Origin of the sequence: Methylobacterium sp. Leaf87 (genome assembly GCF_001422775.1) — a bacterium.
Taxonomy (GTDB): domain Bacteria; phylum Pseudomonadota; class Alphaproteobacteria; order Rhizobiales; family Beijerinckiaceae; genus Methylobacterium.
Genome location: NZ_LMMI01000012.1, coordinates 19049 through 40624 on the forward strand (window position 1 = coordinate 19049; position 21576 = coordinate 40624).

General features: G+C 69.0%; 18 protein-coding genes and 2 pseudogenes. 14 read left to right on the forward strand and 6 right to left on the reverse strand.

The window, feature by feature from the left end:
- Positions 1-51: 51 nt before the first annotated feature.
- From ASF22_RS08010 to ASF22_RS24785, 9 genes and pseudogenes are all read left to right on the forward strand, one after another.
- On the forward strand, positions 52-390 hold the full coding sequence (locus ASF22_RS08010; protein WP_056263239.1) for a hypothetical protein: 339 nt from the start codon (positions 52-54) through the stop codon (positions 388-390).
- A gap of 4 nt (positions 391-394) precedes the next feature.
- Entirely contained in the window at positions 395-643 is a 249-nt protein-coding gene (locus ASF22_RS08015; RefSeq protein ID WP_056263240.1) for a hypothetical protein, read from the forward strand.
- A gap of 138 nt (positions 644-781) precedes the next feature.
- A complete protein-coding gene (locus ASF22_RS08020; RefSeq protein ID WP_056263243.1) occupies positions 782-5317 on the forward strand; it encodes a rhamnan synthesis F family protein in 4536 nt (1511 codons plus the stop codon).
- Positions 5318-5578: 261 nt separating this feature from the next.
- On the forward strand, positions 5579-6466 hold the full coding sequence (locus ASF22_RS08025) for an STAS domain-containing protein (RefSeq protein WP_056263246.1): 888 nt from the start codon (positions 5579-5581) through the stop codon (positions 6464-6466).
- Positions 6467-6472: 6 nt separating this feature from the next.
- The gene (locus tag ASF22_RS08030) at positions 6473-6871 is read left to right on the forward strand and encodes an STAS domain-containing protein (RefSeq protein WP_056166151.1); all 399 of its coding nucleotides are present in this window, start codon (positions 6473-6475) and stop codon (positions 6869-6871) included.
- Positions 6852-7256 (forward strand): anti-sigma regulatory factor, encoded by a 405-nt coding sequence (locus tag ASF22_RS08035; protein ID WP_056263248.1) that lies wholly within the window; start codon positions 6852-6854, stop codon positions 7254-7256. Before ASF22_RS08030 ends, ASF22_RS08035 begins: the two co-directional genes overlap by 20 nt.
- A gap of 2 nt (positions 7257-7258) precedes the next feature.
- Complete coding sequence (locus ASF22_RS08040; protein ID WP_056263249.1) at positions 7259-8263, forward strand: ATP-binding SpoIIE family protein phosphatase; 1005 nt, start codon at positions 7259-7261, stop codon at positions 8261-8263.
- A gap of 17 nt (positions 8264-8280) precedes the next feature.
- Positions 8281-8637: pseudogene (locus ASF22_RS24780) on the forward strand (anti-sigma regulatory factor); the annotation flags it as partial.
- Positions 8638-8994: 357 nt separating this feature from the next.
- Positions 8995-10158 (forward strand): annotated as a pseudogene (locus tag ASF22_RS24785) (ATP-binding protein); the annotation flags it as partial.
- A 27-nt stretch (positions 10159-10185) separates the two neighbouring features.
- On the opposite strand, the gene ybaL reads toward ASF22_RS24785, so the two are convergent.
- Positions 10186-12006 carry a YbaL family putative K(+) efflux transporter gene (gene ybaL, locus ASF22_RS08050; RefSeq protein ID WP_056263253.1) on the reverse strand — a complete coding sequence of 607 codons (1821 nt, stop codon included), beginning with the start codon at positions 12004-12006 and terminating at the stop codon, positions 10186-10188.
- Between the two features lie 270 nt (positions 12007-12276).
- Here ybaL and ASF22_RS08055 point away from each other — a divergent pair, with 270 nt between their 5' ends.
- Genes ASF22_RS08055 through polA form a run of 4 tightly spaced genes read left to right on the forward strand, consistent with a single transcriptional unit; the run spans position 12277 to position 17234 of the window.
- Positions 12277-13428, forward strand: a complete 1152-nt coding sequence (locus ASF22_RS08055) for a YihY/virulence factor BrkB family protein (RefSeq protein ID WP_056263255.1) — start codon at positions 12277-12279, stop codon at positions 13426-13428.
- 51 nt (positions 13429-13479) lie between these two features.
- The gene (locus tag ASF22_RS08060; RefSeq protein WP_056263257.1) at positions 13480-13776 is read left to right on the forward strand and encodes a nucleotidyltransferase domain-containing protein; all 297 of its coding nucleotides are present in this window, start codon (positions 13480-13482) and stop codon (positions 13774-13776) included.
- Positions 13766-14113 carry a HepT-like ribonuclease domain-containing protein gene (locus tag ASF22_RS08065; RefSeq protein WP_056263259.1) on the forward strand — a complete coding sequence of 116 codons (348 nt, stop codon included), beginning with the start codon at positions 13766-13768 and terminating at the stop codon, positions 14111-14113. The genes ASF22_RS08060 and ASF22_RS08065 overlap by 11 nt, the downstream gene beginning before the upstream one ends.
- Before the next feature lie 43 nt (positions 14114-14156).
- Complete coding sequence (gene polA, locus ASF22_RS08070; RefSeq protein ID WP_056263261.1) at positions 14157-17234, forward strand: DNA polymerase I; 3078 nt, start codon at positions 14157-14159, stop codon at positions 17232-17234.
- 17 nt (positions 17235-17251) lie between these two features.
- Here the strand turns inward: polA and ASF22_RS08075 are convergent, their stop codons facing one another.
- Positions 17252-17587, reverse strand: coding sequence for a hypothetical protein (locus ASF22_RS08075; RefSeq protein ID WP_056263263.1), 336 nt, complete (start codon positions 17585-17587; stop codon positions 17252-17254).
- Between the two features lie 260 nt (positions 17588-17847).
- On the opposite strand from ASF22_RS08075, the gene ASF22_RS08080 reads away from it, so the two are divergent.
- On the forward strand, positions 17848-18570 hold the full coding sequence (locus tag ASF22_RS08080; protein WP_056263264.1) for a DUF4142 domain-containing protein: 723 nt from the start codon (positions 17848-17850) through the stop codon (positions 18568-18570).
- A 56-nt stretch (positions 18571-18626) separates the two neighbouring features.
- Here ASF22_RS08080 and ASF22_RS08085 read toward each other — a convergent pair whose 3' ends face one another.
- The 4 genes from ASF22_RS08085 to ASF22_RS08100 all read right to left on the reverse strand — a co-directional run bounded on the left by ASF22_RS08085 (position 18627) and on the right by ASF22_RS08100 (position 21384).
- Positions 18627-19385, reverse strand: coding sequence for a hypothetical protein (locus tag ASF22_RS08085; RefSeq protein ID WP_056263266.1), 759 nt, complete (start codon positions 19383-19385; stop codon positions 18627-18629).
- Between the two features lie 82 nt (positions 19386-19467).
- Positions 19468-20280, reverse strand: coding sequence for a pyrroline-5-carboxylate reductase (gene proC / locus ASF22_RS08090; protein ID WP_056263268.1), 813 nt, complete (start codon positions 20278-20280; stop codon positions 19468-19470).
- Complete coding sequence (locus ASF22_RS08095; protein ID WP_056088634.1) at positions 20277-20780, reverse strand: YbjN domain-containing protein; 504 nt, start codon at positions 20778-20780, stop codon at positions 20277-20279. The genes proC and ASF22_RS08095 overlap by 4 nt, the downstream gene beginning before the upstream one ends.
- Before the next feature lie 310 nt (positions 20781-21090).
- Positions 21091-21384, reverse strand: a complete 294-nt coding sequence (locus ASF22_RS08100) for an accessory factor UbiK family protein (protein WP_056166187.1) — start codon at positions 21382-21384, stop codon at positions 21091-21093.
- Positions 21385-21576: the final 192 nt, after the last annotated feature.

Here is a 21576-nt window from a genome sequence, read left to right on the forward strand (position 1 = left end):
GCAACCGGGCGCCCCCAGGCGCCGTTGTTCCCGTAACCACGGAGGACACCCATGACCGACGAGCCACGCGAGCGCCCCTCGCTGAAGGATTTCGACGCTTACGCCGATCGCAACGGCCAGGATCTCGGCCAGGACGACGCCCGCGACATCGGCCTTCCCTCCCGGACGCAGGCGGACTTGAGGGGCGATCCGTCCGGCGAGGTGGAGACCGCGCGTATCGCCTCGGGCACGCCCGGCTCCGATGCCACCGACGAGACCGAGGCCGAGACGCCCCCGGAGAATCTGCGCCGCCTCGGCGATGCCGCGCAGAAGTCCGGTGGCCCCGAGGGTGCCGCCGCCGAGGCCATCGATCGGGCGACCGCCCCGGTCGGCACCGACGCGAAGGCCTAGAATCATGGTGGAGAAGTCCAATCCCACCGACGCCGCCACCCGCAAGCCCGACGACGACGTCGGCACCCCCGGCGAGCCGGCCGTAGGCGGTGGCGGTCACACCGCCGATCAATCCGCCATCACCGACCAGACCCCCGGCGGCCTCGCGGACGGGCAACGCAAGGATGACTGGGACCAGGGGGGTGCCCCGGGCCGCAATCCGACCCCTGTCGGCGGATCCTCGGACGGACAATCCGACCGCAGGCGCTCCTGAACCACACGGGTTCCCGCCGAGCATCGAGGGTGTCCGCCTGTGGTGGGCCCGTTCGATGGGCCGGCGTGGACCCGACTCGCCGGATATGCCAAACGAGCGCCCGGGCGAAACTCATTCGCACGGCTCGAGCAGGACTTCATGCGGCGCTTCTCCAGGACGATCGCGGATTTCTCCAAGTCCCGTGCGGCGCGACCTTCGCCCAAGACGATCCGTCTCTTCGACAAGCTCTTGGATCGGACGTTCTACCTCGCCGACAATCCGGACGTCGCGGCGCAGGGCACCGATCCCATGCGCCACTTCATCGAGCACGGCGAGGCCGAGGGGCGAAGCCTTCATCCGCTGTTCGATCCGGTCTGGTACCGGGAGACCAACCCGACGGCCGGTCCGCTTCCCCTGCGGCACTTCCTGTCCGGCCAGGGGGGCGATCCGCATCCGCTCTTCGACGGCCGGTGGTACCGCCAGACCTATCCGGACGTGGTCGGCTCGAACCTCGATGCCTTCCTCCACTACATCGCGCACGGTGCCCGCGAGGGCCGCGATCCGCATCCGCTGTTCGATACCGCCTGGTATGTCGCACGCCATCCCGAGGCCCGCCGCGCGCCCCTCGTCCATTACCTCTCCGGGCAGGGGACCTGGCCGCATCCGCTGTTCGACGACGTCTGGTACCGACAGGCGCATGCGAAGTCCCTCGCCAGCGGTCTGAACCCCCTTGTCCAGTACGTCGCCGGGGGATGGCGCGAGCACAATCCGAACCCGTTCTTCCACCTCTACTGGTATTCCGATCAGGTGCCCGAACTGGCCGGGCGTGCGAGCAATCCGCTGATCCACTATGTGCGGACCGGTGAAGCCGCCGGCCTCCAGCCGCATCCGCTGTTCGATCCCGAGTGGTACCGCGCGCAATGCGCCGGAGCCGCCCTGCCCGGCGAGCCCCTGGCCTCGCCCCTGGCCGATTTTCTCCACCGGGGTGGTCCCGCCGGCTTGAGTTCGCACCGGCTCATCGATCCGGCCTGGTATTATTCCGTCAATTCCGACGTGGCGGAACAGAACGTTCCGGCGGCGCGCCACTACCTCGCCTATGGCTGGGTCGAGGGCCGCAATCCGCATCCGCTGTTCGACATCCATTACTATCGGCGCACGAACCAGGACGTCGCCGATGCCGGCCTGGAGCCCCTGACGCACTACGTCGCCAATGGATTTCGCGAGGGCCGCAGCCCGCATCCGCTGTTCGATACCCGCTTCTACGGGCGGCACAGCCCCGACGTGATCGAGGCCGGACGCGATCCCCTGACCCATTACCTCACCTACGGCGCCGCCGAGGGACGCGACCCGAACGGGTTTTTCGATTCCCTCTGGTACATGCGCCAGCACGAGAGCCGGCTCGAGAACGGCAGCCTCAACCCTCTGATCCACTACCTCTCGGCCGGCGCCCGCGAGAACCGCGATCCCGGCCCGCTCTTCGACCGCGAATTCTACCTCGCGCATAACCAGGACGTCCTGCACGCCGGCATCGATCCGCTCCTGCACTACATGACCGGTGGTCATGTCGAAGGCCGTCAGACCCGGCCGCCCGACCGCTGGAGCGAGATCTGCTCGGTCACGGACATTCCGAGCGAGATCCGTCGCGACCCGCCGCCCCTGGCCGACCGCGATGTCTGCTTCTTCGTGACCTACACCCCCGACGGACGGGTCCACGACCACACCCTGACGTATCTCTCCGCCCTCAAGGCCGAGGGGCTGACGGTGGTGGTGATCGTGGCGACGGACGGTCTGTCGCGCGCCCTGCCGCCGGACCTCGACGCCATGGACGGTCTGCTCGTCCGGATCAATCACGGCTGGGATTTCGCCGCCTGGGCGGCAGCCATCGCGGCCTTCCCCGATGTGTGGAAGGCCCGTTCCCTCATCCTGACCAACGACAGCATCTACGGGCCGGTCGATCGCGGCGATTTCGCCCGGGTGATCGCCCGCGTGCGCACCAGCGAGGCCGATCTCGTCGGCCTCACCGACAGCTACCAGGCTCGCCCGCACCTGATGAGCTACTTCATCGGGCTCACCCGCACCGGTCTCGCCGCACCCGGCATCCGGCGCCACTGGGCGAACGTGAAGAGCATCCGCGACAAGCTCGAGGTCATCAAGGCCTACGAGATGACGCCGCTGGCCCATTGGGACGAGGAAGAGGTCGCCGTCGAAATCCTGTTCCCGACGGACGACGACGAGGACCTTCCCGTCAACCCGACCCTCGTGCGCTGGCGCGAACTCCTCGCGCGCGGCTTTCCGTTCCTGAAGGTCCAGCTCCTGCGGGACACCCTCGAACAGGCCGACCCCACGGGTTGGGAAACCACCCTCGACGGCAACCCGACCCTGCGCGGAGCCATCGAGCGGCACCTCGCCGTCGTCGCCCCGACGGCCATGATCCCCCCGAAGGGTGTCGCTGTCCCCGGACCGGATGTCGACGCCGGCAGCATCCTCGAGGACGAGCCCGAAGCGGTGGCCGCGCCCGAGGCGAAGCCCGGGCCGACCCTGCGCCCGGTGCCGGCGCCGCGTCGGCGCTTCAAGCGCAACGTCGCGGGGCAGACGTTCTACGGTGCCACGCAGAGCATGCGGCCGCGCGAGGCCACGGATCTCGCCCTCGAAGTCCCCTTCGCCTACGGCCCCGCGGCGGCGGGCGGCCCCGTGGCGGTGATCCTCCACGTCTTCTATCCGGAGATGATGCCCGAGCTGCTCGGGCGGATCGCCAACATTCCCGTGCGGGCCGACCTCTACGTCTCGACGGACACCCCCGAGAAGCAGGCCGCCATCGAGGCATCGTCCGCCGCCTACGCGAATGGGTCCGTCGAGGTCCGAGTGTTCCCCAACATCGGCCGCGACATCGCCCCGACGCTCATCGGATTTCGCGACGTCTTCACGCGCTACGACACCTTCCTCCACATCCATTCGAAGAAGTCGCCCCACGATCCGCGCTTTGCCGAGTGGCGGGACTACCTCCTCGACAACCTGCTCGGCTCGCCCGAAGTCGTCGCCTCGGTCCTGCGCCTGCTGGCCGAGGGTGATGTCGGCGTAGTGTTCTCGCAGCATTTCGGCGAGGTGCGCCCCCTCCTGAACTGGGGTTACGATTTCGACTTGGCAAAGGACCTCCTGGCCAGGGCCGGCGTGACCCTGCGCAAGGACTACGTCCTCGATTTCCCGTCGAGCTCGTTCTTCTGGGGCCGCACCGCCGCCCTGAAGCCCCTCCTCGAAATCGGGCTCGACTGGTCGGACTTCCCGGCGGAAGCCGGGCAGATCGACGGAACCCTGGCGCATGCCATCGAGCGCTCGCTGCTGTACTTCGCCGAGGCCGCCGGCTTCCGCTGGACCAAGGTGGCACGCGCCGGCACCGGCACGGACGAGACCCTGGTTCCCGTGCCCACGGAGGCCGACGTGGCGACGGGCCTGACCCGGGTCTATCGTCCCCTGCTCGGCAATCCCCTGCGGCCGAGCCAGCAGCGGCACCTGTTTCCCGACGTGACGCCCGTGGCGACCCGGTCCGATCCGAGCTCTCGCCCGCGCCTCAACCTCGTGCTGCCGACCCTGCACCCGAAGCACATCTTCGGAGGCATCACCACGGCCCTGCGCACCTTCGAGGGGCTGGCGGCCGCACTCGGCGACGGCTTCGACCGCCGGATCATCTGCGGCTACGTCCCCATCGACCTCGAAACCATGGCGGGCATGCCCGATTACCGCCTCGTCTCCCTCGGCTCGCCCTACGACGCGTTCCCGCGCACCGTCGTCGACGTCAACGATGTCGACAGCGGCGAATTGCCGATCCGGGCCGGCGACATCTTCATGCCCACCGCCTGGTGGACCGCCACCAGCAGTTATCTGTTCCAGGAAGCACAGGGCCGCTACCACGGCCGCGAACTGCCGGTGCTGTACCTGATCCAGGACCACGAGCCGGGCTTCTACGGCTGGTCGTCGAACTACTCGATGTCGCGGGCCACCTACGCCAACCCCGACAAGACCATCGCGCTCATCAATTCGGAAGAGCTGGCGAACTACATGCTGCGGCACTACGCACTGACCGATGCCAGCATCGTGCGCTACGCCGCCAATGCGAAGATCCGCGGCGCCTTGAGCGTGAAGAAGCGCGAGCGCATCATCCTCGTCTACGGGCGTCCCTCGACCCCGCGCAACTGCTTCGAGACCCTGTGCGCCGGCCTCTCGCTCTGGCAGCAGGCCGAACCGACGGTGGCGGCGAAATGGCGGATCGTCTCGGCGGGCGAGGATTACGATCCCGCACGGGCCGGCGGCGTCTACAACCTCGAGGTCTGCGGCAAGCTCTCCCTGGAGGATTACGCCGACATCCTCAGCCGCGCCTCCGTCGGCGTGTCCCTGATGGTGTCGCCGCATCCGAGCTATCCGCCCCTGGAGATGGCCCATGCGGGCCTGCGCACGATCACCAACGCGTACGAGTGCAAGAATCTGAGTGAGCGCAGTCCCAATCTCACGTCCCTCGATTCGCTCACGCCCGACACCCTGGCGCAAGCGCTCACCGCCCTGACGCGGGAAGCCGAGGCGGAGATCGGCCGTGTCCGGCCGTTCTGCGAAATCGCTGCCCTGCCCTGCCCCCTGCCGGATTACGACCCGGCGGTCCTGGCAGAACGCCTGCAGGGTCTCGTCGGGGCGCCGGCGGAGGCGTGACCGCTTTCGGCTGACCGTCGAACCCCGGAAGATCGGGGGCCCCGCCCAGGGTGGCCCTGCGCAACGGTTCGTCGGCGCTCGCGATGCCTTCGAACCGGAGGCGAATGGCGGAGGCGCCGATCGCGGCACCCTCGCGGCCGTCATCCGGGGACCGGGGAGGGGACCCCAGCCCGGATGGGAGGCCGCTTGGCAGCCCTGTCATTCTATGACCATGTGCGCGGGGTCGGGGACGGGTCTCCCCGCACAGGGGAGGCGGCTTGAATGGCGATCGACGGGATCCAGGTTCTGGTCCGGACCGTGACCGGCCATGAGGCCGCGATCCTCGAATCCTGGCTCGGTCTCCTGAAATCGGGCGGCTCCCTCCAGACCGGGCGCATCCGCGAGGTCGAACTCCAGGCCCAGGCCCGTACCGTGTTCGGGCAGTTGCGCGACGCCCTGGCGTCCGGAGAGGGCGATGGGCACGCGGCCCCCTACGAGACCCTTCGGGAGACCCTCGCGGATATCTCGCGCTCCCGGGCGATCCAGGGCTTCACGCCCACCGACACGGCCAATTTCGTGCTCTCCCTGAAGGAGCCGATCCTCATCGCCCTGGATGCGGCCAACGCCGGCGACTTGGCATCCCTCGTCGCCGGCACGCGGGCGGCCAACCGGCTCCTCGACGGCCTCGGCCTCTACACCATGGAGGTGTTCCAGACCGGCCGCGAGGAGGTCATCGGCCGACAGAGCCAGGAGATCGCCGAGCTCTCGACGCCCGTGGTCCAGCTCTGGGACGGCATCCTCGCCCTGCCGCTCATCGGCACCCTCGACAGCGCCCGCACGGGCGTCGTCATGGAGAACCTGCTGCAGGCCATCGTCGACGAGGAGGCGGAGATCGCCATCATCGACATCACCGGCGTGCCCACCGTCGACACCCTGGTGGCCCAGCACCTCCTCAAGGCCATCGCCGCCGCCCGCCTCATGGGTGCCGACTGCATCATCTCGGGCATCCGCCCGCAGATCGCCCAGACCATGGTGCATCTCGGCGTCGAGCTGAACGTCGTCTCGAAGGCGACCCTCGCCGACGCCTTCGCCCTCGCACTCCGGCGCACCGGCCGCACCGTGGTGCGCCGCGCCGCGCCCGCGCCCGTCGCGGCCGACGACCGGCGCTGACGGTCCATGGACCGGATTCCGATCCTCAAGCTCGGTGGCGCCCTCATCGTCACCATCCAGGTCGACATGCACGACCGTCTCGCCATGGCCCTCGAGGAGGACCTGACGAGCCGGATCGCGGCCACGGGCGCGCGCGGCGTGCTCATCGAGATCTCGGCCCTCGAGATCGTCGATTCGTTCATCGGGCGCATGCTCGACAACATCGCCGCCATCTCCCGGGTGCTCGATGCCGAGACCGTGGTGGTGGGCATGCGTCCGGCCGTCGCCATCACCCTGGTCGAGCTCGGATTGACCCTGACGGGGATCAAGACGGCCCTGAACGTCGAGCGCGGCATGGCCCTGATCCAGGCCCGCCTCGACGAGGACGGCGACCTGGGGAACGCGCGTGCTTCCCGCGAAGATTGAACTCCTCCCCATCCGCTCCGGCGACGACGTGGTCCGGGTCCGTCAGGCGACGCGCGCCCGCGCCATCGAGATCGGCCTCAGCCTCGTCGATCAGACCAAGATCATTACCGCCGCGAGCGAACTCGCCCGCAACACCCTCGATTACGGCGGCGGCGGCGAGGTTACCGTCGAAGTGGTGCAGGCGGGCGGGCGCCGGGGCGTGCGCCTGACCTTCGAGGACAGGGGGCCGGGCATTCCCGACATCGCCCGGGCGCTCACCGACCACTACACCACCGGCGGCGGCCTCGGCCTCGGCCTCGGGGGAGCCAAACGCCTGTCCAACGAGTTCCATATCGAATCGACGCCCGGCGTCGGCACCCGCGTGGTGATCGCGCGCTGGAAATGAGCATGATCTCCGTTGCAGTCACCGAGTCGAGCCAGGTGGCCGACGCGCGCCGCCGTGCCGTGGCCTGCGCGCACGACCTCGGCTTCGACGAGACGGCGAGCGGACGCGTGGCCATCGTCGTCACCGAACTCGCCACCAACCTCGTCAAGTACGGCAGCGCCGGCGAGATGCTGCTCGGCCCGTTCCAGGACGAGAGCGGGACCGGTGTCGAAGTCATCGCCCTCGACAAGGGGCCGGGCTTCGCCAACCTCGACGAGGCCCTGCGCGACGGGCATTCCACCGGTGGCAGCCCCGGCACGGGTCTCGGTGCCGTACGCCGCCAGTCGCAATCCTTCGACATCGCCGCTTGGCCGGGGCGGGGCACCGGCCTCGTCGCGCGAATCCAGGCGGATGCCCGTGCGGCCCCTGCCCAGCCGTCCCACGGCGCCGTGGCCGTGCCCCTGCGCGGCGAGGAGGTGAACGGCGACGCCCATTGCTTCCTCGGCGCGGGGGTGGGCGAGGAGGTGGGCTGGACCCTCCTCGTCGCCGATGGCCTCGGGCACGGGCCGCAGGCGGCACAGGCCTCCACGGAGGCGGTACGCCTGTTCCGCAAGAATCCCGAGGCCGCGCCGGGCGAAATCCTGACCATCGTCCATGCGGGCCTGCGCCACACGCGCGGCGGGGCGGTGACGATCGCCCGCTACGAGCCCAACCGGGGTGTGGTGACGGTCGCCGGCATCGGCAACGTCACCGGCGCGGTGGTGAGCGGCGCAACCGTCCGGCGCACGGTGTCGCTCGCCGGCACCGCCGGGCACGTCGCCCGCCGCATCCAGGAATTCGAGTATCCGTTCCAGGCCGACGACCTCTTCGTGCTGTGCTCGGACGGCCTCGTGACGGGCTGGTCCCTCGACGGCTATCCGGGGCTCAACGGCGCCCATCCGAGCCTCATCGCCGGCATCCTCTATCGCGATTTCGCGAGGGGGCGGGACGACGCCACCGTCGTGGTGGTCCGGGGCATCACGCCATGACGCTCGCCCTCGTCTCGATGCGGATCGAGGGCGAGGACGATGTGACGGCCGTACGTCAACGGGCCCGCCACCTCGCGGAGCATCTCGGCTTCGGCGTGCAGGATCAGACCCGCATCGCCACGGCTGTGTCGGAGATCGCCCGCAACGCCTACGGCTACGCGAAGGGTGGCCGGGTCGAGTTCCGCCTGGACCTCATCGGGGGAAGCCAGGCCTTCGTCATCCGCATCGCCGACCAGGGGCCGGGAATCGCCGATCCCGCCGCCATCCTGGAGGGGCGCTATCGGTCGCGTACCGGGCTCGGCCTCGGCCTGATGGGCGCGCGCCGGCTCATGGACCTGTTCGACCTCGAAACCGAACCGGGCCGGGGCACCCGCGTCACCCTGGGCAAACGCCTGCCGGCGGGCCTGCCCGCCCTGACCGCACCGCAGGCGGCGGCCATGGTCGACGCCGTCGCCCGGGCCCAGCCCGACGATCCCCATGCGGCCATCCGCGAGCAGAATCAGGCCCTCCTGCGCAGCCTCGCCGAGATCGCCGAGCGCGAGGAGGAGGCCCAGCGCCTCAACGCCGAACTCGCCGAGACCAACCGCGGCGTTGTCGCCCTCTACGCCGAACTCGAAACCCAGGCCGGTCAGCTGCGCGAGGCGGGCGCCACCCTGGAGGCGCAGGTCGCCGCCCGCACGGCGGAACTGGCCGAGGCCAATGCACGCCTGCGCGCGGAAGCCGCCGAGCGCGAGCGGATGGAGGAGGATCTTCGCCAGTCGCAGAAGATGGAGGCGGTCGGCCAACTCACGGGCGGCATCGCCCACGATTTCAACAACCTGCTCACCGGCATCGTCGGCTCCCTCGACCTGATGCAGAGCCGGATGGCCCAGGGACGCCACGAGAACCTACAGCGCTACATCGAAGCCGCCATGTCCTCGGCCAACCGGGCGGCGGCCCTCACCCACCGCCTCCTCGCCTTTGCCCGGCGCCAGCCCCTCGACCCGCGCGCGACCGACGCGAACGCCCTCATCGTCGGCATGTCCGACCTGCTGCGCCGGACCATCAGCGAGTCCATCGACCTGCGGATCGAGACCGATCCCGGTCTCTGGCCGACCCTGTGCGATCCGAACCAGCTCGAGAACGCGATCCTCAACCTCGCCATCAATGCCCGCGACGCCATGCCGAATGGCGGCACCCTGTCGATCCGCACGAGCAATGCGCGTTGGGACGAGGCCGAATCCGGCAAGCCCGGCGATCGCTCCGAGTATGTCCGCATCCGCGTCGCCGATACCGGGACCGGCATGACGCCGGAGGTGATCGCCCGGGCCTTCGACCCATTCTTCACGACGAAGCCCCTCGGGCAGGGCACGGGCCTCGGCCTGTCGATGATCTACGGCTTCGCCCGCCAGTCCGATGGCCATACCCGCATCGAGAGCGTGGTCGGGCAGGGGACGGCCATCACCCTCTATCTGCCGCGCCACCGGGGCGAACTCGACGAGACCGTCCCGGACGCGACGGTGACGACGCGCCCGCGCGGCGACGGACAGACCGTGATGGTGGTCGAGGACGAGCCCGTGGTGCGCGACGTCATCATGGAGGTGCTCCACGACCTCGGCTACCGGGCGATCCAGGCCGTGGACGGACCCTCGGGCCTGCGCGCCCTGTCCGTGGCGGGCCGCGTCGACCTCCTCGTCACCGATGTCGGCCTGCCGGGCCTCAACGGGCGCCAGCTCGCCGATCAGGCCCGCCTGGCCCGTCCCGATCTCAAGGTCCTGTTCATCACCGGCTACGCCGAGAGCGCGGCCGTCTCGGCGGGCTTCCTCGAACCCGGCATGGCGATGATCACCAAGCCGTTCTCGGTGGACACCCTGATGACCCGCATCCAGGCGATGATCCGCGATCCCGTGGTGTGACGGGCGGGCTCCCTGCGATGGAAGGCGTCATCCCTCCGTCGCATCCTCCTTGTGCGGCCGCAGTTCCGGCACGCCGTGGTCGATCCCGGCCTCGACGGGGGCCGAACGGCTCTCGACGCGGGTGCTGTCCACGAAGATGCGGGCTTCGCCCTCCTTCAGGCCGAGGCTGCGCAGGGCGTAGAGGGTCATGCCGAAGGCGAGTTCGCGTTCGGCCATGAGCACGAGGCCCACCCCCCGCTCCTCGAAATGGCGCCGCTCCGTGTCGCTGTGGGTGCGCACCAGGGTATCGATCCCCGGGCTCATCTCGCGGGCGAGTTCCACGAGGCGCCGCGTCGTGTGCGGCTCGGGCGTCGCGATGACGATGATCCGCGCCGCCTCGATATCGGCCGCGTGCAGGATCCCGGGCGCCGTGGCGTCGCCGAACACCGCCTCGATGCCGTCCTTGCGCAGGTCGAGGACCCGGCGGCGGTCGCGGTCGACGACGATGTAGGGCAAGTCCCAGGCCTTGAGCGCCTTGCCGATGGTGCTGCCGACGCGGCCGTAGCCGACGACGATGGCGTGACCGCGCCGGGAAGCGGTCTCGAGGGAGACGGCCAACGCGTCCACGCCGCGCCGCTCGAAGCGCGCGGCCAGCTTCGGCCGGGCGGCGACGGACCGTCCGACCCAGTCCGTCAGGGCGAAGAACAGCGGGTTCAGGGTGATGGACAGGATCGCGCCGCCGAGAATGAGATCGCGTCCCTCCGTCGGCAGGAGTTTCAGCGACAGGCCGAGGCTGACGAGGATGAACGAGAACTCGCCGATCTGGGCGAGACTCGCCGCGATGGTGAGCGCCGTACCGAGGGGATGCTTGAAGGCCAGTACGATGGCCACCGCCGCCGCGGACTTGCCGACCAGGATCACGCCGAGCACCGCCAGCACCGACAGGGGCTCGCGGATGAGGATGCCGGGATCGAACAGCATTCCGACGGACACGAAGAACAGCACCGCGAAGGCATCCTGCAGGGGCAGGGAATCGGCCGCCGCCTGATGGCTGAGATCGGATTCGGCGAGCACCATGCCGGCGAAGAAGGCGCCCAGCGCGAACGAGACGCCGAACAGCTCCGCCGAACCGAAGGCGATGCCGAGCGCCAGCGCCAGGACCGCGAGGGTGAACAGTTCGCGCGAGCCCGTGCGCGCCGCCTGATCGAGGAGCCAGGGCACCACCCGGCGGCCGCCCACCAGCATCACCACCGCGAACACCGCGACCTTGGCGAGGGTCAGACCCAGGGTGAGCCAGATGTTGCCGTCGCCGACGTGGTGCGCGCCGCCCGCACCCTCGCCGCCAAGGGACGGCGCCAGCGCCGGCAGCAGCACGAGGGCCAGCACCATCGCCAGATCTTCGACGATGAGCCAGCCCACGGCGATGCGGCCCTTGTCGCTGTCGAGGAGGCGTCGTTCCTCCAGGGCACGCAGGAGCACCACGGTGCTGGCGACCGACAGGGCGAGGCCGAAGACGAGGCCGGCCCCGACGCCCCATCCCCAGGCCCAAGCCAAGCCTCCGCCCATGGCGGTCGCCGCCGCGATCTGCACGATGGCGCCCGGCAGGGCGATGGTGCGGACCGCCATCAGGTCCTTGATCGAGAAATGCAGGCCGACGCCGAACATCAGCAGGATCACGCCGATCTCGGCGAGTTGGCCGGCAAGCGCGCTGTTGCCGACGAAACCCGGCGTGTAGGGGCCGACGAGGACACCGGCCAGCAGGTAGCCGACGAGGGGCGGCAGCCGAAGGCGCTGCGCCAGCATCCCGCACACGAAGGCGAGCACGAGGCCTAGGGCAATGATGGCGATCAGCTCGGTCGCATGCGGCACGGGGCGTCGGTCTCCAGTCGAGGTTGCGCGGGATCGGGCTACCGGTCGCCCCTTCGCCCGTGTCGCGGGCAGGGGCAAGCATCGTTCCAGCCTCCTAACGACGCGGATCGTTAAAATCCGTGCCGTGAGTCACCCTGGAAGGAGGATCGGGCATCCTGGATGCGCCGATGGATATTGAATTCACGTTCGCGTGAAACTTCGGTGACTCCTGGCCGGTTGTCGAGGGGGTAGCGTGCCGCGTCGCGGGCCAGCGCCTGGAAGGACGAAGGTATGGCAGAGCGCAACGACGCCGAGATTTCCGACGGTACGGCCCCGAACGGTCCGACGATGGTCTGGACCCTGGCCCTGGCGACGGCGCTTCTCGGCTTGGTGGCGCTTCCGCGTCGGACCGGACGGGAGGCCCGAACGGAGCGTCCGGAGCCCACCCGCGAGCCTTCGCCGTCCCATGCGGGGGCCGACGCCAAATCCGTCGCCCGGGCCGAGCCGGAGCGGGGACGCGGAGCCTCGAAACCGTCCGAGATTCCCGCCAAGGGCTGGAAGGACATCGCCCTGCGGGTCTTCCACGACATCTCCGAGAACGCCATCGTGTCGGTGGCGGCGGGCGTGACGTTCTACGTCCTCTTGGCGATCTTCCCGGCGGTGGCGGCCCTCGTGTCCTGCTACGGCCTCGTCGCCGATGTCGCGACCATCAACGATCATCTCCAGAACCTGCAGGGCATCGTGCCGTCCGGCGCCCTCGACATCATCGGCGACCAGGTCAAGCGCATCGCCGAGAAGGGCGACACCACCCTCGGAATCACGTTCTTCACCGGCATCGCCCTCTCGCTGTGGAGCGCCAATGGCGGGATGAAGGCGGTCTTCGCCGCCCTCAACGTCGTCTACGAGGAGCGTGAGACCCGCAACTTCGTCTGGCTCAACCTGCGCTCCCTCGCCTTCACCGCCGGCGCCCTGCTGTTCGTGGTCCTGGCGCTGGTGGGCATCGTCGTGGTGCCGGCGGTGATCGGCATCGTCGGCCTCAGCACCGAGGCCTGGTACATCGCCCTCCTGCGCTGGCCGGTGCTGCTGCTCGCCGTGCTGGGTGGCCTGGCGCTGCTCTATCGCTACGGCCCGAGCCGGGATGCGCCGCGCTGGCGCTGGGTGACCTGGGGCAGCGCCCTCGCGGGGGTCGCGTGGCTCGTCACGTCCCTCGGTTTCTCCTGGTACGTCGCCAACTTCGGCAAGTACAACGAGACCTACGGCTCGCTCGGGGCCGCCATCGGCTTCATGACCTGGATCTGGATCTCCACCACCATCGTGCTCGTGGGCGCCGAGATCAACGCCGAGATGGAGCACCAGACGGAAGTGGACACCACGGTGGGGGCGGAGCAGCCGCTCGGCACCCGCGACGCGCGGATGGCCGATACGGTGGGCGCAGCGCGCTGAGGGGCTTCGAGGTGCTTCAGCCGATCCTGGATTTCAGCTAAGGTCCTTTTCATGGACCGTGCAGCCGCCATTAATATTCTACGAAGCCACGAGGGCAAGCTGCGGAAACGCGGTGTTCGGCACGCTGCTTTGTTTGGCTCAGTCGCACGGGGCGATGCCACGGCAACGAGCGACGTCGATGTCGTGATCGTGCTCGACCGTGAGACCGTGCGTGATGTGTACGACTATGTCGGCGTCGTCCATTTCATCGAAGACATGTTCCCCGTCACCGTCGATGTCGCCAATCGCGAGACTTTCAAGGAGCGTGTGCGCCAAAACGCTGAACGCGACGCAATCGATGCTTTCTGAGCGCGAGCATTCTGCGTGCAGCGATATTATCGCGAATGTCGAGAAAGGTCGCCGCTTCACTCGTGGGATGACATACGAGACGTTCGCTGCCGATGAGCGCACGGTCTACGCAGGGGTGCGTTGTCTCGAAATCAACTCTGAAGCGAGCCGGCGCCTCACGGCGGAAACCAAAGAGCGGCACCCGCATGTTCCTTGGCGTGTGGTCGCCAATGCGGGAAACGCCTATCGACACGGCTACCATCGCGTCGAACTCGACATGATGTGGTTCACGCTCACGGAGCGCCTGGACGAACTCGTCGCAGTCTGCCGTATCGAAGTCGCGTCGACACCTCCTTAGGGTCGGCAAACTCACGAATCCCTCTCTCGAACCTGCTTGGCCGATGACCGCTGTCTCCTCCGAAAAGCCCGTCGGCCCCGGCGATCAGATCATCCTCGTCGATGGCTCGTCGTTCATCTTCCGCGCCTACTTCCAGTCGATCAACCAGGACCAGAAGTACAACACCCGCCCCTCCGACGGCCTGCCCACGGGCGCGGTGCGATTGTTCTGCACCAAGATCGCCCAGTTCGTGCAGGAAGGGGCGGCGGGCGTGATGCCGACCCACCTCGCCATCGTGTTCGACAAGTCGGAAGGCTCGTTCCGCAAGGAACTCTATCCCGACTACAAGGGCCACCGGCCGGACGCGCCCGACGACCTCAAGCGCCAGATGCCGCTCATGCGCGATGCCGTGCGGGCCTTCGGCCTCCAGCCCATCGAGCTCATCCGCTACGAGGCCGACGACCTCATCGCCACCTATTCGCGTCAGGCCGAGGCGCGGGGGGCCGGCGTCATCATCGTCTCGTCCGACAAGGACCTGATGCAGCTCGTGGGCCCCCTGGTGCGGTTCTACGATTTCGAGTCGGGCACCAAGGGCAAGGCCGGGCACCGCCCCGAGCGCAACCTCGACCGCGACGCCATCATCGCCAAGTGGGAGGGGCTGACCCCCGAGCAGATCAGCGACGCCCTGGCGCTCATCGGCGACACCTCGGACAACGTGCCGGGCGTGCCTGGCATCGGCCTGAAGACGGCCGCCGCGCTGATCAAGGAATACGGGAGCCTCGACGCGCTGCTGGAGCGGGCGGGCGAGATCAAGCAGCCCAAGCGCCGCGAGACCCTGCTGGCCAGCATCGATCAGGCCCGGCTCTCGCGAAGGCTCGTGGCCCTCGAAGAGAACGTGCCGGTTCCGATCCCGTTGGACGACCTGCGCCTGCCGAAGCCCGATCCGCAGAAGCTCGTCGGCTTCCTGAAGGCCATGGAGTTCAACACCCTGACGCGGCGCATCGCCCAGATGCTCCATGTCGACCCCGAAGCGGTGCAGCCCGATCCGGCCCTGCTGCCCCAGCGGGCCGAGGCCGAGGACGCGCCCTTCGCGGCGCAGGCCCTCGGCGACCCGGTGCCCCTGGCCCCCGGGGAGAGGCCTGAGATCGATCCCTTCGCCGATCTCGGTCTGCCCGATGTCGCGCCGAAAGCCCGCCGATCCTCCGAGGCGACGCCCGCCGACCTCGTGGCGGCGCGCGCGGCGGAATCCGTCAAGCCGTTCGACACCGCAGCCTACGAGACCATCGGCCTCGTCGAGCAGCTCGACGCCTGGATCGCCGAGGCCGAGGAGGCGGGAATCGTCGCCGTGGACACGGAGACCGACGCCCTCGACGCCATCAATTCCAATCTCGTCGGCATCTCGCTCTGCGTCGCGCCGGGGCGCGCGGCCTACATCCCCCTGCGCCACCTCGATCCCGTCATGGCGAGCGAGGGCGACCTGTTCGGCGACGCCAAGGCCGCCACCGACGTGTTCCAGCCCGCCGCCGGGCAGATCGATCTCAAGGTGGTGATCGCCCGCCTGAAGCCGCTCCTCGAGAATCCGGGCGTGCTCAAGGTCGGCCAGAACCTCAAATACGATCTGTCCGTGCTCACCCGCTACGGCATCGACGTGGCGCCGTTCGACGACACCATGCTGATCTCCTACGTGCTCGATGCCGGCAAGGGCGGCCACGGCATGGACGAGCTCGCCCGCCGGCATCTCGGCCACCAGCCGATCACCTTCACGGACGTGGCCGGGACCGGCAAGGCGAAGATCACCTTCGACCGGGTGCCCCTCGACAAGGCCACCGCCTATGCGGCCGAGGACGCCGACGTGACCTTGCGCCTATGGCGGATGATGAAGCCGCGCCTCGTCGCCGAGAAGCGCGTCACCGTCTACGAGACCCTGGAGCGCCCCCTGGTGTCGGTGGTCGCCCGCATGGAAGCGCAGGGCATCCGGGTCGACCGCAACATGCTGAGCCGCCTGTCGGGCGACTTCTCTCAGATCCTCGTGCGCCTCGAGGAGGAGATTCAGGAGGATGCGGGCGAGAAAATCCAGGTGTCGTCGCCGAAGCAGATCGGCGACATCCTGTTCGGCAAGATGGGCCTGCCCGGAGCCAAGAAGACGCCGAACGGCCAATGGGCGACGCCCGCGACCCTGCTCGAGGAACTGGCCCAGGCCGGCCACGAGTTGCCGAAGAAGATCCTGGAATGGCGCCAGCTCGCCAAGCTGAAATCCACCTACACGGATTCGCTGCAGCAGCATGCGGACCGCGAGACCGACCGGGTCCACACCTCGTTCTCGCTCGCCGCCACCACCACGGGCCGGCTGTCGTCGTCGGACCCGAACCTGCAGAACATCCCGATCCGCACGGAGGAGGGCCGTCGCATCCGCCGCGCCTTCGTGGCGGCGGAGGGCAATCGGCTGATCTCGGCCGATTACAGCCAGATCGAACTGCGCCTCCTCGCGCACATCGCCGATATCCCGCAACTGCGCCAGGCGTTCGCGGACGGCATCGACATCCACGCGGCCACCGCCAGCGCCATGTTCGGCGTGCCGCTGTCCGAGATGACGCCGGACCTGCGACGCCGCGCCAAGACCATCAACTTCGGCATCATCTACGGCATCTCGGCCTTCGGGCTCGCCGACCGCCTCGGCATCGGCCGCGAGGAGGCCGGCGCCTTCATCAAGCAGTATTTCGAGCGCTTCCCCGGCATCCGCGACTACATCGACACCACCAAGCGCCTGTGCCGCGATCTCGGCTACGTCACCACCCTGTTCGGCCGGGTGTGCCACTATCCGCAGATCCGTTCCAACAACCCCAACGAGCGGGCGAGCGTCGAGCGCCAGGCCATCAACGCCCCGATCCAGGGCTCCGCCGCCGACATCATCCGCCGGGCGATGATCCGCATGGAGGACGCGCTCAAGGCGGAGAAGCTCAACGTGCGCATGCTGCTGCAGGTGCACGACGAACTCGTGTTCGAGGCGCCGGAGGACGAGGTCGAGAAGGCCCTGCCGGTGATCTCTCGGATCATGGTCGAGGCACCGGCGCCCGCTTTAACGCTGCGGGTGCCGCTGGTGGTGGAGGCGCGGGCGGCGTTGAATTGGGAGGAGGCGCACTGAGCTACCGCAAAAGGTCCTCAGCCTTCGAAGGTTATGTCCGAACCGATCAGCAGGTGGCGGGCATTCTTCGGAACCGGGAAACCGTAGCCATCGCCGGCCTGCTCCCATACGAGATGGCCGGCGCGATGATGAGGGCTCCGATAGGGATCGAAGCCGATCCGTTGCAGGGCCAAGTGCAGGGCCTGAACTTCGTCGACCCCGGTGGCGAAGCTGCTCACTCGGCCGTCGGGCCAGTGGAAGTCGTAATGGCAGGTCCAGGCGCCTTCGTCGGGTTCGGGGCCGCCGAGTTCAATCACGACATCGGTCGTGATGTTATCCTTGATCAGTCTCAGCGTTCTCGACGCAACGATCATCGGCGACTCCCGAGTTTCAGAACGGCCATCCGACCTGTCCATCGGCCGAGGATACGAGGAAAGGCCCGGACATGTCCGCTTCGACGCCCGGATCTCGCAGCCCTCTCGCTCTGGGGCATGCACGCATAACGTGAAGCTTGGTGCGCTGCAGCACAGCCATGCACTCCAAGCGGGAACACCCCCCTTAAGAAAGCGTTGCCGGCGGACGACACGTTCCATCACCACAAGCGCCATCAAGGCGCGTGAGGACATTTTCCGCCATGATCAACACCAAGCTTCTCGCTGCCCTCGGCGTCTCCTTTGCCGCCCTCGCCACTCCGGCGCTGGCCCAGGAGCCCCTGTCGTTCCGCGTGGCGCCGCAATACGACGCCAACTCCGTCGAGGCCCGCGACACCTCGGCCTTCCGCTCCGCCGCCCTGAAGTCGGATGCGGTCAGCATCGAGTCGAGCCGCATCGCCCTGGAGCGCTCGCGCAACCCGAACGTACGCAACTACGCCAAGAACGTGCTGGTCGAGCGCGAGGCCACCACCAAGGCGCTGCTGCCCGAGGGTACCTCGCTGACCGCCGGCGGCACCGTCGTCTCCGACAGCCAGCCCTTCGAGACCCGCTTCGACAACCCCGTCGGCGTCGTGCTCGCCCCGGTGACCATCTCGGCCTCCATCGCCCAGAAGATCGTCGGCGGCGTGCTCGGCGGCGTCGGCCTCGTCGACAACAGCCCCGGTGAGCCCGGCCGCCGCGTCGCCATCGGCCCCGAGGGTCAGGCCCGCATCGACAGCCTGAAGAACGCCCGCAGCGCCCGCGAGTTCGACCGCACCTACGCCCGTCAGCAGGCCCGTTCGGACGCCCGGACGTTGGGCCTGTACGAGGCCTATTCGCGCAACGGCGACAACGCCCAGGGCCGCGAGTTCGCCAATCAGGCGCTTCCCTACATCGCCAACCAGCACGGCCACTCGGCGGTCTTGGCCGATCGCATCGGCGGCTGATCCGCACCGCGTCTCCTAACGAAAGGGCCGCCCCGATGGGGCGGCCCTTTCTCGTTTCAGATGGCGGCGGCCGGGTCTCCGCCGAGGGGATTGCCCTCGTCCTCGTTGCGAGGGTCGGCCCTGCGGCGGGACCCGCGATCGAGGAGCGAGCGGCCGAGCGCCCGGAACGGCGCGGTCAGCCGCCGCGCATCGTCGGCGCGCTCCATGAAGCGCTCGCCGTTGCGGATCTCCTTGTCGAGCTTCGCCATGGTGCGGGCCAGCGCCGGGTCGTCGTCGTCGAGCCAGACGTCCACCGTCCGGGCGAAGGCGATGACCACGCCCTGAAGCTTGAGGCGCCCGAGCGGCCCCTCGGTGTTGATGCCGGCCGCCGCCAGCATGAAGCGGTGCGAGTTCAGCGCGACCCCATTGAGGGCCAGCATCGAGAGCGGATCGCCGCGCAGGGACTGGGAGATGCGCCGAAGGGCGTCCTTGTAGGGCGTCATCGCATCGAGGCGGCGCATGAGCACGTCGAACAGCCGCTCGCGGGTCGGCTCCTCGGCGAGATCGGTGCTGTCGCCCTCCAGAACCTTGCGGTCGATGATCCTGGCGAGTCCACCCAGGACCGCCCCCTTCGACGGAAACAGGTCGCGGAACTCGGCGAGACTCAAGCCCGCCTCGCGGGCGATGTCGCCGACCTCGATGTCGTTCCAGGGCTGCTCGGCGGCGAGCCGCATCAGGGCTTCGACGGCCGCCTCGCGGGGCGAAGATTTCGGCGCGGCCGGTGCCGTGTCGGTGGCGTCGCTCTCGGCGGCATGACGCGGGGAAGATTTGGGCATGGATGGTCCTCGGGGAGTGCGATCCTCGTTCGTGTCCCCGCCCATGTAGGGTGACGGCAGCGGCCTCGTTAGGGCAAAGACCCTACCCGGACAATTCGCCCGCACGGTGCCGCCCCGCCGCCACCGCCTCGCGCAGGAGGTCGGACACGCCGCCGTCCCGCATGAGCACCGCCAGGGCGGCGGCCGTGGTGCCGCCCGGCGAGGTCACGTCCTGGCGCAGGAGCCCGGCGTCGCGGTCCGTGGCGTCGAGCAGCGCGCCGGCCCCCGCGACCGTGGCGCGGGCAAGGCGCGCCGCCATGTCGGCTGGCAAACCGGCGGCGACGCCCGCCTGCGCCATCGCCTCGGCCAGCAGGAACACGTAGGCCGGGCCCGAGCCCGAAACGGCGGTGAGCGCGTCGAGGAGGCCCTCGTCGTCGAGCCATTCCACCGAACCGACGCTGGCCAGCAGGGCCTCGGCCTCGACGCGCCGGGACGGCTCCGTGCCGGCACTCGCCACGGCGCCGGTGGCCCCCCGGCCGATGCTGGCCGGCAGGTTCGGCATGGCCCGCACGATGGCCCGCACCCGCGGCAAGCGTGCCTGCAGGTCGGCGATGGTCTTGCCCGCGAGGATCGAGACCACGAGGGTGCGCGCATCGGCGAGCCCCGCCAGCATCGGTGCGGCGGTGTCCAGGCCCTGCGGTTTCATCGCCAGTACCAGGGCGTCCGAGGCCGGCACGGTGGCGGGGTTGAGGGCGAGCCCCCGCGTCGCGCACAGGGCCTCGACCTCGGGGGAGGGATGGGGATCGAGAACCGTGGTGCGCGCCGCATCGAGTCCGCCGGCGAGCCAGCCGGCGAGCATCGCGCCACCCATCTTGCCGGCGCCGACCAGGGTGAGGGAGGCGGGAAGCCGGTTCACGCCTCGCCTTCAGTCTCGAACAGCACGGCGTCGAGTGATTCCCGCGCGGACTTGCCGGCCCAGATCACGAACTGGAACGCCTGATAGTAGCGCTCGCACGCATCCACGGCCGATTTCAGCATCATGGTGCATTGGTTCTGGGTCGGGGTGGAGCCGCCGGTGAGCAGGAGCGAGTGGCGGAACATCACCACGCTGTCCGTGGACCACAGGTCGAAATGCCCGACCCAGAGCTGCTCGTTGATGAGCGACACCAGCCGGAGCACCTCCGTGCGGCGGCGCTCGGGCACCTTGAGGTCGAAGGCGCAGGCCACGTGCAGGGCCTCCACGTCCTCGATCCAGGTGAAGGCGACGTGATAGTCGGCCCAGCGCCCGGCGACCGACACCGACATCTCGTCGGTCTCGGCCCGGTCGAAGATCCAGTCGCGCAGCGACGCGAGGCGCTCGACGATGTCGAGGGGGTGCTCGTGCCGGTCGTGATCTTCGATGTGGAGTTGGGTCATGGCGGTCCAGTTTGGCGATCCGGCACGGATCGTCGGCGTGTTGTGAAGCGGTCTGACGCCCCCGCGTCGCCGTCTTCCGCGATCGGCCAAGCTCATCCCGCGGCGGATGCGTTCGGCGTCAGTCGAGAACGGAACAGGGTGGTTCGAAGCAGGGGCGAATCAGGTCATAGGTCACTATAGACCGTGCCGGACTCGGCTTTCAAAGCGCGCCCGGAAGCCGGTGAACAGGAAAGCGACTGTCCACCGTTCCTTCCTGTGCACAAGCGCCGCGCCCTCCGCAGGAGGGGACGCCGGGTTTTCCGGGTCGACCTCAGAGGATCTCGGTCGCGCCCGCCGCCGGCTCGGAGCCGCGTTCGGCTTCCAGGGCGGCGACGCGATGGGCGAGGGCATCGTTCTGGCTGCGCAGGGCGGCGACCATGTCGCGCAGGACGTCGAGTTCCTCCCGGGAGGCGATGTCCATGTCGCGGATCAGGCGTTCGAACTGCGCCTTGACCACCGTCTCGGCTTCGCGGCGCACCCCTTGGGCGGCACCGGCGGCGTCGGTCATCAGGCGGGCGAAATCGTCGAACAGGCGGTTGGTGCCGGGCCGGTCGGAGCTTTGCATCGGTCGTCTCCCAAAGGGGGCCGCGCTCCGCATCCACGAGCGTCACGAAACCGGCGTCCTATCGCAACGACATAAGAATCGGCACCGTGTCCGGCAATCCGTCGCCGGCAATCCGTCACCGCGATGCGCTGGCCGCGAAACAGCCGGTTACAAATCCGTGGGCGCCCGGCCCTTCGCCATGCGGGTGCGAGC